This is a genomic window from Paenarthrobacter sp. NPDC091711 (genome assembly GCF_044756605.1).
Lineage (GTDB): Bacteria > Actinomycetota > Actinomycetes > Actinomycetales > Micrococcaceae > Arthrobacter.
Window position 1 is genome coordinate 264,840 of record NZ_JBIVTF010000004.1, and the last position, 15,036, is coordinate 279,875.

The window sequence follows — 15,036 nt, forward strand, 5'->3', positions numbered from 1 at the left end:
AGGGACGATGCGCATTCTTTAGCGAACCCGGATTAATGGAAAAAACTTCTGTAGCTTCAAACACTTTGTCGTCGGCCCCCGCACGCCCCTCTCGCTTGCCGGGTCGATTCGCGCGGCTTCCTGAATTGGCGGGGCCTGGTTTCCTGCCCTTGGGGCTGTTCGCCAGACTTCCCTTGGCCATGCTGACCGTGGGGACCCTGACCCTCATCACGGCCGTCAGTCACTCCTACGCAATCGGCGGCATGGCGGCCGGAGCGGTGGGCATCGGCTCGGCGTTGGGTGCTCCGGTCCTGGGCTCTTTGGCCGACCGGGCCGGGCAGCGGATCGTGCTCCTTGTGGCAGCGGTCATCAACACACTTGCCGTAGTGGGGCTCCTCGCTGCGGCCTACCTCACCCCCGGCTACGGTTCCGTGGGTGACGCGGTGGGTGTGCTCATTGCAGCTTTTCTCGCTGGCGCCAGCTGTCCGCAGGTAGGTCCCATGGCCCGTGTGCGGTGGATGGCGCTGACCACCCGGAACTTGTCCCCTTCCGCAGCCAGCGGCGGAAGAAGCGTCGCAGCCAATCGGGCTGACCTGGACACCGCATTGTCCTATGAAGGTACCGCGGACGAGGTCACCTTCGTGCTGGGTCCTGCCTTGGTGGGTGTCTTGGCCAGCATGGTGGCGCCATGGTTGCCGCTCGCTTTGGCCGCGGTCATGACCATCACCCTTGTTCCTGCCTTTGCGGTCCATCCAAGCCAGCAGGCGGTGGAACCGGCACCCCGGAAGCCGCGTACCGGCGTCGTGCCGTCCATCGGACAGGAGTCTTCAGGTGCGCAATCCACCCAGGTGGCTCCGCAGCGGCGTAACCGTTGGGCCGGAGCCGTGGTGGCCGTTCCGGTGGTTGCCATGGTGTGCATGGGTACCTTTTTCGGGGCCACGCAGAACGCGCTCAGTGCTTTCTCGGCGCAGTACGCCACGGCAGAAATCGCTGGACTCCTGTATGCGGTGATGGGCCTCAGTTCAGCTGTAGCGGCGTTGTCGGTAGCGTTTTGGCCGCAACGGTTCAGCCTGGCGTCCCGTTGGGTTGTCGCGGCGCTGGCGATGTCCGTTTTGTCGCTTCTGCTGCTTCTCCCTGCGGGCATTTGGCCCATGATTTTTGTCCTGCTGATATTGGGCATCCCCGTGGGGCCGGTGATGGTCACTGTCTTCAGCATCGGCGGCGTGGTGGCTCCAACCGGTCGCATGGCCACCGTGATGACGGCGCTCGCAAGTGGAATCGTGGCTGGAACAGCCTTGGGCTCCTACCTGGCCGGGCAGTTGGCTGAAACGCAGGGACCGGGTGCGGCGTTCGTCGTTTCGATGGCCGCTGCGGCCGGCCTGTTGCTGCTGGGTGTTCTCACGTCCTTGGTGATGAAGCGCCAACCTCAGGCCTAACGGAGCGCTCCGGCGAGGGACGAGGCCATGAGCTCCACCAACCGGAGGGATCGTTCGTCGTCGGGGTCGGCCAAATGCTGCATGCTGATGCCGTCGATCCCGGAAATGAACAAGCGCGTGATGTCCTCCAGGTTGTCGGGGACAGGTTCGCCGGCGGCTTCCGCGGCCGTGCGGAAAAGCTCCAGTGTTGAGTTAACCCAGCCGTCGTACATTGAACGGTTCATGAGCAGGGCCTGTGGTTGGTCTTCGGCCTCTACTCGGAAGCGCCGCAGCAGTAGTTCGAAGGTAGTGACCTGCTCGTGGGGGTTTTCCAGCATGCGGCTCCAGATCCGTCTGGCATGAGCCCCCACCATGTGACGCAATCCCATTCCGGGATCAGCCACCGGCTCCAGTGCCTTCGCGTAGTCCCTGCTGAGGAAGTTGTAGACCTCTTCGAGGAGCTCGTCCTTACTCCGGAAACAGTAGTGGAGCGCCGCAAGCGGGGCCTCGGCTTCACTGGCGATTCGTCGCGTGGTTGCAGAGGCGAGGCCGTCTTGGGCGATCACCCTTGCTGCGGCTTCAACGAATTGCAGCCGTCTTTCCTCAGCGGGAACCCTGGCCATCCATGCACCTTCTTCTCTTTCAGGCGGTCTCATCGATCGTAGGCGTTATCTGCCGTGACGTCGTTTTGGCCGTGCCGGGGAGGCGGAAAAGTCCTCTGTAAGAAATTTTACGCCAAAACCTAGTCAAGTGACCCAGTCAAGCGACATACTTCTTTCAGGAACGTTGTCTGCATCACATTCTGATGCGGTGAACTGAGGAGAACCGATGGAAGATTTCGCTGATCTGGTGATCATGAATGCCTCGGTCCACACCATGGACCCGGCAGCACCGCATCATGTGAGCGATGCCCTGGCCGTCAAAGGCGGCCGTGTGACTGCGCTGGGCCACGAGGATGTGAGCCAGTGGATCGGCGCCGCAACACACGTCATCGATGCCGCCGGTGGTGCCGTCATTCCAGGCATCAACGACGCCCACCTGCACTTTGTTTCAGCCGCCATGGCCGCCTATGGCTATGTGCGCCTGGAGCCGGCCGTGGCGCCTGACTGGGCGGCCGTCGTCGATGTCTTGGAGGCAGCCCCGGTGGGTGAGGACGGCTGGGTGCGTGCCCATGGCTGGGACGAAGCCCTGCTGGGCCCGGCGCAGGGATTCCTGCTCGAAGCCAGGCCCCACACGCCCGTGGTGGCGTTCGACAGCACAGGGCACCAGTTGTTGGCCAACAGGGAAGCGCTGAGAAGGGCCGGTGTTAACGCCGCAACACCTGACGTTCACGGAGGCGTTGTGGCGAGGACTTCCGACGGCAGCCCCACAGGCCTGCTCCAGGACGGGGCCATGGAACTTCTCTCGCGGGCAATGCCGCCGGTACCTGCATCCACCCTGCGACCGGCTCTGCTTGCCTTGCAGGAGCACCTGCATGCACTGGGTATCACTTCACTCACCGATCCTGGCCTCGGTCCGGCAAGTGCGGGACTCATGGATGGTGCAGGTTCGACGGCGGCACTGGAGTTGCTGGGCGACCTCGCCGAGGCGAACGAACTGACGCTCAGGGTCAACGTCCTGATGCTCTTCGCGGGAACCGGGGGAGCCAACGCAGAAGCGGTCACAGCAGGTCTGCGCAGTGGACTGCCCGCCACCTACCTGAGGCGCGGCATCAATCCGGAGCAGTTGCGGATCGCGGGCGTCAAGATCTTCGCCGATGGCATTCCGCGCAGCGGCACCGCGTGGATGAGTGAACCGTATGGCAAGGCCTGTACGCACGGGAGCCTGGTGATCCAAGGGGCCACCGACGCCCAGCGGGTTGCGGAGCTGCACAAAATCCTGGGGCTGATCAACGACGCCGGGTTGCAGGCAGGGGTCCATGCCACGGGGGATGCGGCCACCGCCGCAGCCGTTGAGGCGATCATCGCTGCGGATGACAGTGCCGGGGGCCGTGCGACGTCATCCGGGAACCGCCATTACATCATCCACGGGGCCTTCGGTGATCATGGGACGCTGCACACCATGGCCTCCCACGGCATTGGTTACAGCACCAACCCCCTCATCCGCCAAGAGGCCGGCGACATCATGCGCCAGGTCCTCGGTGAGGATCGTTTCTCCCGGCACCAGCCCCTGAAGTCAGCAGTGGGAGCCGGAGTTCATACCAACCTTGCCTCGGATGCTCCCGTCACCAGTACCGATTGGCGGCGCACCGTGGTGGCAGCCGTCCGCCGAGCCACTCGTTCCCAGCCGGGCAGTCCTCGGGATCCCGAACGGATGACGGGCCTGCAGGCGTTGGCCGCCATGACCACCAACGCTGCCTGGCAGGACCATGCGGAGCACTTCAAGGGTGCTTTGACGCCTGGGATGACCGCAGATTTGTGCTTGTTGTCGAACCCCTGGCCGGTGGACGAGGACATCGAAAAGCTCCTCGACACCGAGGTCAGGCTCACCCTCAGCGGTGGCCGGGTAGTTCACCAATCCGGGTAATTCACCCATCAACATAGTCCACCCCATCACCTACAACTTTTCCCTTCCAACCATTCGTGATTCAAGGAGCACCATGCGACGCACTATTCCCTTGGCCCTGGCCGCAGTTTTGTCCATGACGTTGGCCGCCTGCGGTGGCGGTTCCGGCCCGGCCGCCGCCCCCGCCGCAGACGGGACCACCACCCTGAAGGTGGGCACCATCGGCATCGGCTCGGACGCAGCTATCCGCCTTGCAGCTGACAAAGGGTACTTCAAGGAGCAGGGTCTCAACGTCGAGATTTCTGTCATTGCAAACCCGCCCGCCGGCATTGCAGCTGCCCAAAGCGGTCAGATTGATCTCAGCTACACTCCCTCCATCCCGCTGTTGAATGCGCTGAGCCAGAACGTGCCGCTGAAGATCGTAGCCGCGGCCGACGGCTACAAGGACGGTGCCAGCGAAGACGCTGACCTCAACCGCGTGGATGACACCGGACTGCTGGTGCAGCAGGCTTCGGCCATCACCAGGCCCAAGGACCTGGAAGGAAAAAGCGTCAGCGTCCCCGCACGTAAAGCACAGTTGGAGGTCACGGTCAGCAAACTCGTCAAGGACGACGGCGGCGACCCCGCCAAAGTGAACTGGATGGTCCTCGACCCGTCCTCGGCACTCCAATCACTCAATTCGGGACGAGTGGACGCCGCATCGCTCGTGGCCCCGTTCACGTCCAAGGCCGCCTCGGAAGGCAACAGGCTCCTGGCCTCGCCCGGTGTCGAGTTCTTTGAACAGGGCGCAATTGGCCTCTGGGTAGCGGGGTCTAACACGGTGAAGTCAAAGGAAAAGGCGCTGGAAGGGTTCAAGGCCGCCATCTACAAGGCCAACGCCTACGCCAACGGCAACATCGATGAAGCGCAGCAGCTCAGTGCCGAGATCACCAAGACTCCGCTGGACGTCGTCAAGTCCGGTGCTGTGAATTACTGGCCGGAAGATGTCCGCGTAGAAGACATTGAGCGCGCCAACAAGAACCTTGCGGAACTCGGCTTCCTGAGTGCACCTGTGAAGCTGCCGGCCGACGTAATTTTCGGAAAGTAGGCAGGAAGCGACATGGGAGATTCATCATGAAAGCATCCATTCGCCCATACGCCTTCAGCGCCTTGGGCATCGCCGGGGCCCTGGTCATCTGGCAGGTCCTCGCGGCGGCCAACGTCGCAGGCAACGCCCTGCCATCGGCCACCACCGTGTTCGCTACGCTCGCGACCATTCTGGGTACGGGCACATTCTGGTCGGCCCTCGGCGCCACGCTTGGCATCGCAGTGCTCGCGTTGGCCGTAGCGGCTGTGGGGGGAGTGGTTCTTGGGTTGCTGATAGGCAGCTTCGAATCGGTCCGGTACGCCACCTTGGCCGTGCTGGAATTCCTGAAACCGGTGCCGCCCATCGTCATCCTTCCCCTCGCGGTACTTGTGCTGGGTCCGACAGCGGAGATGGCGCTCTTCCTGGTGGTCTTCGGATGCTTGCTCCCCATCGTCATGCAGACCGTAGACGGGGTTCAGGGGACCGATCCGGTAGCACGCGATACTGCCCGCTCCTATGGCATGGGTGAGGGGGAAATTCTGGCACGGGTGGTTTTGCCCAGTGCCATGCCCTACATCGGTACGGCCATGCGGGTGGCAGCTCCCGCCGCGTTGGTGGTCACGGTGGTGGCAGGCCTCCTGGGCGGTGGCCCGGGCTTGGGCCAAAGCATTTACCAGGCACAAGCGGCAGGTGACTACGCCAGTCTTTACGGGTTGGTTATTGTCCTCGGCGTCCTGGGTCTGTTGTTCCAAGGTGCTACGCGGCTGGCCGAGCGCCGTGTCCTGCATTGGCATGAGTCCTACCGGGAAGTGAGGCCCCGATGAGAAGTGTCGCACTACGAAACTGGGTGATCGGCGCAGGCACTCCGGCGCTGCTGCTTGCGGCCTGGTGGTTCCTGTCCGCCAATTCCACCGATCCTTTCTTCCCTCCGCTGGAAACCATCCTCATCCGTTTCCAAGAGCTGTGGCTGTTTGACCACTTCCAATCCGATGTCCTTCTGAGTTTGGGAAACCTGTTCCTGGGCTACGCGATCGCAGCTGCGGCCGGGGTGGTACTCGGGTTCGTCACCGCGTTGGTCCCTCCAGTCCGGTGGATGATCGATCCGTTGATCCATTTCCTCCGCGGTATTCCTCCCGTGGCGTTGGTGCCGATCTTCATCTCCCTCATCGGCTTCGGAACCCAAATGCGCGTAACCAGCATTGCCCTGGCGGCATTGTTCCCCACCATGATCGCCACAGTGGATGGCATCCGGAGTGTCAGCAGCGATCTCATGGACGTTGCCCGGGTTTACCGGCTGAGCCGAAAGGAGAGGGTGCTCAATGTCCTCCTGCCAGCGGCGATGCCCCAGATCTTCTCCGGACTACAGGTGAGCCTTCAGGTGGCTTTCATCGTGATGATCGCCAGTGAAATGCTGGGCAGTTCGAAGGGCATCGGAGCCATGACCTTGCTGGCACAACAGAGCTTCATGACCGCTGACATGTGGGCCGGCATCCTGCTCCTGGGTGTTATCGGATTCCTGGTCAACATCCTGTTCAGCCAACTCAGGCGCAAGGTTTTGTCCTGGTACATCGGGTCCCGTCGCATGGCGCGTGCAGCATGAGCGCCCGGCAGGCCCCCGCCCTCCCCACCCGAAACAGAAAGTCCCTCATGGCACAGCAACCAGAAACCCGCATCAGTGCGACCACACCGCGGCTGGACGTGGCGCACCTCGCCAAGACCTATGGCAGCGGCGAGAAATCACACACCGTCATCGAAGACCTCACGTTCACCGTGGATGCCGGCGAGGTTGTGTGCATCGTCGGTCCATCCGGGGTAGGAAAGACCACACTCCTGAAATGCCTGGCCGGGCTTCATCCGGCAAGCAGTGGACGGGCAGCCATTGACGGGCGGACCATCAGCGGCCCGCCTCCGGAGATGGCTCTTGTCTTCCAGGACTACAACCGCTCGCTCATGCCCTGGCTTACCGTCCGGAAGAACCTGGTCCTTCCCCTGCGGCACCTCAAGTTGCCCGCGGCGGAACTGAAGGAACGCTGCGATAGCGCGCTGGCCGCCGTCGGACTTTCCCATGCCCACAACCAGTACCCCTGGCAGTTGTCCGGTGGCATGCAGCAACGCGTGGCGATCGCCCGGGCGCTGGCGTATCGGCCCGAGATCCTCATCATGGACGAGCCGTTCGCTTCAGTGGACGCCCAGACCCGGTTTGACCTGGAGGACCTGTGCTTGAAGATCCGGAAGGACTTCACCATGACTATTCTGGTGGTCACCCATGACATCGACGAGGCCGTCTACCTTGCGGACCGCATAGTGGTCCTTGGTTCCCGGCCTGCCCGCGTCCTCAAGGTGGTGGACGTGGACCTGCCGGCACCACGGGATCAAATCACCACCCGTTCCTTGCCGGAGTTCGCCCGGCAGCGAACCGACGTGTTGTCCCTCATCAAGAGGCCCGCATGACGGGGCAGCGACGGTCAGCCGCCAACCGCCGGCCCAATGTCCTGTTCATCATCGCGGATCAACTCCGGGCCGACCACCTGGGTTTTGCAGGGAATGCCACTGTCAAGACGCCCAACCTGGATGCGCTCGCGGCCAAGAGCGTTGTTTTCGAGAATGCGACGGTGGCCAACCCCACGTGCATGCCCAACCGTGCCAGCCTGATGACCGGCAGATGGCCTTCTGCGCACGGGACCCGCTGCAACGGCATCACCCTTGATCCGCTGACCCGGACTGTTCCCGGATCCCTGGCGGCGGGTGGATATCGGACGGTGGGTGTAGGGAAGCTGCACCACCAGAACATGGGCTGGGAGTTTGAACCGCACCAGGCCGAGGAGATCCGGGCCACCGACCCCATGCTGTTGGACGCCGTGGTCAGCGACGCCCGCCGTCACGGATTTTCCCCCGGGTGGGATCAGTGGGAGAACCGCGACGCTCACGATGCCCGTTTCATTGCGCTCCCCGCCGACTACTACGGCTACCAACATGTGGACCTCGTGATCGGCCATGGGGACCGGCCCGGCGGTCACTATGTGCACTGGGCCCGGGAACGCGGCGTCGACCCCGAAACGCTGGGAGGTCCGGGAAATTCGTCCAGTACGTACGCCGGCTGGGATCAGGTGTATCAGACGGCTATCCCGGCGGATGCGCATCCCACCAGCTACGTGAGCGAGAAAGCAATTGAACACCTGAAGGATGCCGCCGGGCAGGATCAGCCCTTCTTCATGTTTGTCTCCTTCCCGGATCCCCATCATCCGTTCTCGCCTCCGGCAGGCTATTCAGATCTTTACAACCCAGAGAACTTGCCGCTGCCGCTGGGCTTCGAGCAGGACCACTCTGCCTCGCCGCAGCATGTCCGGAACATGATGGAACACCGCGGTGAGCCGAACATGGACCCCACCATGACGTGGGCTGCTACGGAGGACCAGTACAGGTTCGCGGCTGCCGCCCAATATGGCCTGATCACCATGATGGACGAGCACATTGGACGGATTCTGGATGAGCTGGACCGCCAGGGACTGGCCGAGGACACCATTGTGGTGTTCACCAGCGATCACGGCGATCTTTTTGGGGATCACGGCCTCATGCTCAAGCATTTTGTCCACTACCGTGCCGTGACCAATGTTCCCTTGGTGGTGCATCTTCCCGGGGCGCAGCCGCGGCGAACGGGCGCCCTGGTTTCCAGCGCGGATGTGGCCCCGACACTCCTCGAACTGGCTGGCTCCCAGGGGTTCAGGGGCATTCAAGGACGCTCGCTCGTGCCCCTCCTGACGGGGGAAACCGAGCATCATCGGGACTCGCTCCTGGTGGAGGAAGAGCAACCCTTTGGGTTGGACGGACTGCCGGGACCTGTCCGGATGCGAACGGTCATCACCGCTGAGGGCAGGCTGACCCGCTATTTCGGCACCGGGATTGCCGAGCTCTACCATCACGGCGAAGACCCCGGGGAGCTGGTCAACCGCGCGGGCGATCCTGCCTACGCCGACTTGGAAGACCGGCTGTTGCGAACCATGCTCGAAGAGATGGCAGCCCTCACGGACCAGGGCACGGCCCCGACGGCGGCGGCTTAGCCAACGCTCGACGACGGCTTAACGCTCGACGACGGCCGCTGGGTTTGGTGGTCCAGCGAGCCGTCAGTGGCTGTTGCGGTAGCCGGTGGGGGAGTTCCCGAACGCCGCGCGGAAGATGCGGCTGAAATGTGCGGCATCGGTGAACCCCCACCGCGCTGCGATGGCTGTCACGGGTCGATCACTCAGCACCGGATCCCTGAGGTCCCGCCGGCACCGTTCGAGTCGGCGTTGCCGGATGGAGGAAGCCACCGTCGTCCCGATTTCCTGGAAGAGGTCGTGCAGATGCCGGGTCGAGATGTAGTGGGCAGCAGCAATGGTTCCGGGCGAGAGTTCGGGATCACCGAGGTTGGCCTCGATGTAGTCGTGGATCCGCCCCAGCAGCAGCAGATGCGGATCGCGGCCCGTCTCGATCAGCTGATCGAGTTCACCGTTGAAAAGTGTGGTGACCAGGTCCAACGCGTTGTGGACCAAGCGGAGCCCATTGGTGCCGGAAAGGGCCTCGAGGTTGTCGGCCAGCTTGACCAGGAAGGGGCTGATGAGTTCGCCCAGGCCCTCATCGCCCGGAATCCTTAAGGCCGTCACATGTCCCATGGCTTCGGCGGGCAGGTCCAGCAGGACGTGCGGGAACATGAGCACCAAAGTGCGGAAGTCGTCGTCGAACGTTAGTTGATAAGGGCGGGAGGTGTCGTAGATGGAGAGATCACCGGGGCGCAGCACGGCCTCGCGTTCGTCCTGAACCAGGCGGCCTGATCCTGCGAGCTGGATGCTGAGCTTGAAGAAGCGCCCTGTGGACTTGGCAATCAACTCCGGTGTGCGCAGGACAGTGTGCGGTCCGGCGGCAATTTCCACCACGGAGATCTGCCCCAGGACGCGTGCACGCATGACGCCGTGGAAGGTGGAGCCTTGGAAAGATGAACTCTTGGGACCCGTTGCCACAAGGGGCACGAATGAGCTGGAGATTGCTTTGCTCCACTCCTGGAACGACTCCGCCACGATGGTTTCCACGGTTGCGGGGCCCGTATCAGCCGCGACGGTCATCAAACTCCCTTTCAATGGCCCGCGGCGCCGCTGCCACTGGGCCGGGAATGCCGGTTGTGCGGACGTGAGCTTGCCCACGATTCTACACCGGGGCCCGCGTGCGTCCGTGCTTGCGTGCAGCGACAAACACCCTGCCGTGTGAGACAAGTCACGCAAGGGCCCTGCGGTGGAAGATTGCGGGATGACAGACACCGTGCCGCGCAATCTCCCGCGGCACCGAGGCAGGAGCACACTATGAGCGTGGACAACCCCGTCAAGGGCAGGACCGCCGGAGCCGCAGGCACCAAGAGGCGGCTCGGCGTACCGGCAGTAACCTTCATGATTATCGCGGCCTCGGCGCCGCTGACCGTGCTCGCGGGCGGCGTAACCACCACCTTCGCGGTCACCGGCGTCACCGGCGTGCCGCTGTCCTTCCTGATCCTGGGCGCAATCCTGGCGCTCTTCGCCGTCGGTTACGCCGCAATGAGCCGGTACGTCACCAACGCAGGGGCGTTCTACGCATACATCGCACAGGGCATCTCACGGCCGGCAGGCGTAGGGGCATCACTGATTGCCCTCATGGCCTACAACCTGATGCAGGTGGGAATTTACGGGTTGTTCGGTTTCACCGTCTCCTCACTGCTGTCCGCCCGGCTTGGCGTGAGCGTTCCCTGGTGGATTCCCGTGCTGGTGTGCATCGCAATTGTTGGCTGGCTGGGAGTGAACAGGGTGGACCTGTCCGCCAAGGTGCTGGGCGTGCTGGTTGCCCTCGAGTTCCTGGTGGTCATTGTGTACGACGTCATCAGCCTTACTGTGGCCCCTGAAGGCGTTACCGCAGCAACGTTCAGTCCCGAAAGCCTGTTCGTTCCCGGCATTGGAGCAGTTCTTTCCTTCGGTATTGCCGCCTTCATGGGCTTCGAATCCGCCGCTATTTACGGTGAAGAGTCCAAGGACCCCAAGCGCACCGTAGCCCGGGCCACCTTCGCTGCCGTCGCCATCATCGCTGTCTTCTACGCAGTCTCTGCCTGGGCCATGACCGTAGGAGCGGGGCCGTCCGCCGTGATCGAGGCGGCCACCACCAGCGGCCCGGACATGATCTTCGCGTTCCTGGGCACTCACGGCGGCGTGCTGCTCAGTGACATCGCCCAGATCCTCTTCGTCACCAGCCTCTTCGCCGCGCTCGTCAGCTTCCACAACGCAGTAGCCCGCTATTTCTTCTCCCTTGGCCGCGAGCGCGTCCTTCCGTCAGCACTGGCCAAGGTGCGGACCGAAAGCGGGGCGCCGTTCGCCGGTTCGCTGGCGCAGACGGTGATTGCCGTCGTCGTGACCATCGCTTTCGCCATCGCCGGCTCGGGTTCCGAACTCGGCGAACTCTACCCGGTCCTGACCATGTTCACCTGGCTTACCAACAGTGGTGCAATCGGCCTCGTGCTGCTGATGACAGTGGTCTCTGTGGCAGTGATCGGCTTCTTCCGCCGGGAAAAGCACGGCGCGAGCCTGTGGGTCAGGGTGATTGCCCCAGGCCTTGGATTCGCACTCCTGGCGGTGGTCTTCGTGCTCATCATGGCCAACTTCAATGTCCTGCTGGGACAGACTGAGTCGACGGCTGTCACGTTTGTCCTGCCGATGCTGGTCTTGTTGCCCGGAGTTGTTGGTGTCATTTGGGGTTTGCGGCTGCGGCGCTCGCAGCCGGCACTGTACGCCCGGATCGGCCATGGGGCGGACGACTGATAACCGTCCCAACCTGGATAACCGTCCCAACCTGAAGGAAGCCCCGGCGAGTGTCGCCGGGGCTTCCTTGTTTTCTTCAGTTCATGTTCTGCCCCGGTGGGCTACATCCCTGTAGCGGGGTCGAGTTCCGGGCTGTGCCGGCTGATGCTGATCAGGCGGCCGTGTGCACCGAACGTGAAGTGCACGGGTTCCGTGCCTGCCTCGTCCCATCCGAAGAGGCTGCCGTGGGACCTGATGGCGAGGGGATCGCGGTGGTCGGCGATGGTGACTGAACCGCACGGTATGACTTTCTCGCGCCAGGTGAACACGAATATTCCCGGGCGGACCTGAAAAACGGTGTTGGAGTCCGTGTCCGCCAATCCGCGCTCGGGGCCGGCGAGGCATTGCCAGGTGTACCAGGTGGGGCTGAGGTAGATGTGTTCGTAGGCGTGGGATTCGCTGTAGATCCATTCAACGCGGCGCCCAATGAGTGCGTGGCTTTCTGAAATTGCCGGCCCCGTGGCGTGGTGACCATCGAGCGTCCCCGGGCGGAAATCGTGCTGGACGGCGACGCTGGAGGCTGTTGCCCTGCCGAGTGCGGCGCCAATGTAGAGCGCCCTGCCGTGCAGCAGGTCCAGGACCAGGGAAACGGCCAGCTGGGGATCCTGCTGACTTTGCCATTGGGCGTAGTACAGGTCCTCGGCTACAAGGAAGGCCTCATAGGGGGCGGTTCCTGAATGACCGGCCGCAGCCCATTGGACTTCTTCGTCGTCGAAGCTGAACGTCATGGGGCCGCCGTCATTGCGGAGGGAGAACTGTTGTCCGGCCAGGTCTTGCACGGTGGCGGCTTTGTTGGCGTCGAAGCCGGGGGCCAGGCCGTCCAGTGGCAGCCAGTTGGAGGTGTCGAGGAGATTCAGGCTCATGGGTTCCTTCTCGGGCTCGAATGAAGGACCGGACGGGGCGTCCGGTCCTTCATTCGAGTATTCGCTTCGCCGCAGCCATCGTCTTGTGCTGTGGGGCACGCCACTTGACCTGGAAGGAAGGGTTCAGGCCAGTTGGCTTTCAATGCGGGCAGCACTGGCAGCGAGCGCTTTGCCGACGGCATCGGGGTCTTGGTCCGAGCGGATGTACACGACGGCGATGGCGGCCGGCCGTCCGCCTGGAACCTTGATGGGGGCTGCTATGGAGGATAGCCCGGCGATGACTTCGTCGTGGCTGGTGGCGTAGCCGAGGCGGCGCGCCTCGTGGGCTTCGGCGCGGTAGGGGTTGGGGGCTCCCAGCTGCTGCCAGCGTTCTTCGGTCATGGTTGATTGGATGGCGATCCCGGGAGCGCCGGTGCTGACCGGGTGGCGGCTGCCTGGGTGTTGGGCGAGCGCGGCGCCGGAGTGTCGTGGCTCCACGGTCACCAAGGTGACGCATTCCTGGTGGTCCCATACGGCGACGAAAGCGGTCATGTGCAGGGTGTTGGCAAGTTGGGTGAGTTCGGGAAGTGCCGCGGTCTGGAGGTTCCGTGAGACGCCACTGGCCAGGACCGCGAGTCCCGGGCCCGGTTGAACGCGTCCGGAGTCATCACGCACCAGCAGCGAATGGTCTTCGAGTGTCCGCAGGATTCGATACGCCACGGAGCGGTGAACGCCCAGGGCTTCGGTGAGTTCGGCGATGCTGAGGGGCCTTTCGGCGGCCGCGAGGATCTCCAGCGCGCGGATCCCGCGGGAAAGGGTTTGCGACGGCGGAACCTGGGTTGGCGCTTCAGGTGGGCCCTTGACGTCGCTGCGGGGATTCATGCGAACCATTCTATGGTGGCCCACACCTCAGGGGTCTGTGCTTTGGCTCACAGGTTGTAGTATTCTTTCCTAACTGACCGTTCTGTCGGTTAATGCAAATTACGTGCCGACCAGTCACTCTCACCCACATGGAGTTCCAATGACCGCAACTTCCACTGTCGACTCTCCGTCAGGACCCAGCAGCAAGCGCGAGGAGCGCAGGGTACTGGCCGGGACGTTGGTGGGCACCACCATTGAGTGGTACGACTTCTTCATCTTCGCCCAGCTGACGGCAACCCTGTTGGCGCCGTTGTTCCTGTCGCCGTTGGAGAAGTCCAACCCGGGAGTAGCCCAGCTTCTGTCCTTCGCCACGATAGGCATCAGCTTCCTGTTCAGGCCCCTCGGCGCAACCATCGCCGGACACCTCGGTGACCGTTTGGGCCGCAAGGCTGTGTTGGTGATGACGCTCGTGATGATGGGTGCTGCCACGGCCCTGATCGGCATACTTCCGACGTACGACACCATCGGTATCTGGGCTCCGGTGCTGTTGATCACCCTCCGGGTTGTCCAAGGCTTCTCCGCCGGCGGCGAGTGGGGCGGCGCTGCGCTCATGGCTGTGGAGCATGCTCCGCTCAAGAAGCGCGGGCTCTTTGGCGCGTACCCGCAGATCGGTGTTCCGATCGGCATGATCCTGGCCACCGGCCTCCTGTTCTTCCTCCAGTCCGGCATGTCCAAGGAAGACTTTGCGGCCTGGGGTTGGCGTGTTCCGTTCCTTCTTTCCGTGGTACTCATTGTGGTGGGCTACCTGATCCGGCGTGCTGTGGGGGAAAGCCCCGTCTTCAAGGAAATCGCGCAGCGCAAGGCAGCAAGCAAGGCGCCTTTGGGCGAGCTCTTCCGTAAGAACAAGAAGGAAGTCATCCTTGCGGCCATGATCTTCATCGCCAACAATGCTGCCGGGTACCTGCTGATCGCGTTCTTCATCTCCTACGCCACGAAGACGTTGAAGATGCCCACGCCCCAGGTTCTGCTGGCCACCACCGTTGCGTCCTTCGGCTGGCTGATCTTCACCATGGTGGGCGGCTGGCTGTCTGACAAGATCGGCAGAGTAAAGACATTCCTGATCGGCTACGGTCTGGTCTTTGCCTGGATGATTCCCATGTTCATCCTGATCGACTCCAAGGACATCCTGCTCTACGGAACCGCCCTGTTCGTCCTGACCATCGGCTTGGGCCTGTCCTACGGTCCCATGTCCGCCATGTACGCCGAGATGTTCCCGGCACAGGTTCGCTACTCGGGAATCTCCATTGGGTACGCCCTGGGTGCCATCCTGGGTGGCGCCTTCGCTCCGCTGATCGCCCAAGCACTCCTGGACACCACCAAGTGGTCGGGGTCGGTGGGGCTTTACATCATGGGCCTCTGCATTATCTCAGCGGTAGGCGTGATCCTCGCCAAGGAAACCCGCGGCCGTCCGCTGGGTTTCAGCGCCCACCACTAGTCCTCCACTAACAAGTGAACACGAAAGA

The 15,036-nt window shown here is 63.0% G+C and carries 13 protein-coding genes; 9 read left to right on the top strand and 4 right to left on the bottom strand.

Annotated features, from left to right (window positions below; translation table 11 throughout):
* The first annotated feature begins 35 nt into the window (after positions 1-35).
* Positions 36-1,415, top strand: a complete 1,380-nt coding sequence (locus ACIQH5_RS09115; RefSeq protein ID WP_400402252.1) for an MFS transporter — start codon at positions 36-38, stop codon at positions 1,413-1,415.
* Here the strand turns inward: ACIQH5_RS09115 and ACIQH5_RS09120 are convergent.
* Positions 1,412-2,017 carry a TetR/AcrR family transcriptional regulator gene (locus ACIQH5_RS09120; RefSeq protein ID WP_400402255.1) on the bottom strand — a complete coding sequence of 202 codons (606 nt, stop codon included), beginning with the start codon at positions 2,015-2,017 and terminating at the stop codon, positions 1,412-1,414. The genes ACIQH5_RS09115 and ACIQH5_RS09120 overlap by 4 nt on opposite strands.
* A gap of 205 nt (positions 2,018-2,222) precedes the next feature.
* On the opposite strand from ACIQH5_RS09120, the gene ACIQH5_RS09125 reads away from it, so the two are divergent.
* The 6 genes from ACIQH5_RS09125 (at position 2,223) to ACIQH5_RS09150 (ending at position 9,023) form a co-directional block, all read left to right on the top strand.
* Complete coding sequence (locus tag ACIQH5_RS09125) at positions 2,223-3,920, top strand: amidohydrolase (protein WP_400402258.1); 1,698 nt, start codon at positions 2,223-2,225, stop codon at positions 3,918-3,920.
* 73 nt (positions 3,921-3,993) lie between these two features.
* A complete protein-coding gene (locus ACIQH5_RS09130) occupies positions 3,994-4,986 on the top strand; it encodes an ABC transporter substrate-binding protein (protein ID WP_400402261.1) in 993 nt (330 codons plus the stop codon).
* Between the two features lie 26 nt (positions 4,987-5,012).
* On the top strand, positions 5,013-5,789 hold the full coding sequence (locus ACIQH5_RS09135) for an ABC transporter permease (RefSeq protein ID WP_400402264.1): 777 nt from the start codon (positions 5,013-5,015) through the stop codon (positions 5,787-5,789).
* Positions 5,786-6,565, top strand: a complete 780-nt coding sequence (locus ACIQH5_RS09140; RefSeq protein ID WP_400402266.1) for an ABC transporter permease — start codon at positions 5,786-5,788, stop codon at positions 6,563-6,565. Before ACIQH5_RS09135 ends, ACIQH5_RS09140 begins: the two co-directional genes overlap by 4 nt.
* A complete protein-coding gene (locus ACIQH5_RS09145) occupies positions 6,562-7,416 on the top strand; it encodes an ABC transporter ATP-binding protein (RefSeq protein ID WP_400402268.1) in 855 nt (284 codons plus the stop codon). Before ACIQH5_RS09140 ends, ACIQH5_RS09145 begins: the two co-directional genes overlap by 4 nt.
* Positions 7,413-9,023, top strand: a complete 1,611-nt coding sequence (locus ACIQH5_RS09150) for a sulfatase (protein WP_400402270.1) — start codon at positions 7,413-7,415, stop codon at positions 9,021-9,023. Before ACIQH5_RS09145 ends, ACIQH5_RS09150 begins: the two co-directional genes overlap by 4 nt.
* A gap of 63 nt (positions 9,024-9,086) precedes the next feature.
* Here the strand turns inward: ACIQH5_RS09150 and ACIQH5_RS09155 are convergent, their stop codons facing one another.
* The gene (locus ACIQH5_RS09155) at positions 9,087-10,061 is read right to left on the bottom strand and encodes a helix-turn-helix domain-containing protein (RefSeq protein WP_400402273.1); all 975 of its coding nucleotides are present in this window, start codon (positions 10,059-10,061) and stop codon (positions 9,087-9,089) included.
* A 234-nt stretch (positions 10,062-10,295) separates the two neighbouring features.
* On the opposite strand from ACIQH5_RS09155, the gene ACIQH5_RS09160 reads away from it, so the two are divergent.
* A complete protein-coding gene (locus ACIQH5_RS09160) occupies positions 10,296-11,771 on the top strand; it encodes an APC family permease (RefSeq protein ID WP_400402276.1) in 1,476 nt (491 codons plus the stop codon).
* A 101-nt stretch (positions 11,772-11,872) separates the two neighbouring features.
* On the opposite strand, the gene ACIQH5_RS09165 is transcribed toward ACIQH5_RS09160, so the two are convergent.
* Positions 11,873-12,673, bottom strand: coding sequence for a MoaF C-terminal domain-containing protein (locus tag ACIQH5_RS09165; protein ID WP_400402279.1), 801 nt, complete (start codon positions 12,671-12,673; stop codon positions 11,873-11,875).
* A 123-nt stretch (positions 12,674-12,796) separates the two neighbouring features.
* Positions 12,797-13,543 (bottom strand): IclR family transcriptional regulator, encoded by a 747-nt coding sequence (locus tag ACIQH5_RS09170; protein ID WP_062066503.1) that lies wholly within the window; start codon positions 13,541-13,543, stop codon positions 12,797-12,799.
* Between the two features lie 130 nt (positions 13,544-13,673).
* Between ACIQH5_RS09170 and ACIQH5_RS09175 the strand changes: the two genes are divergently transcribed.
* Positions 13,674-15,008, top strand: a complete 1,335-nt coding sequence (locus tag ACIQH5_RS09175) for an MFS transporter (protein WP_400402282.1) — start codon at positions 13,674-13,676, stop codon at positions 15,006-15,008.
* Positions 15,009-15,036 lie beyond the last annotated feature (28 nt).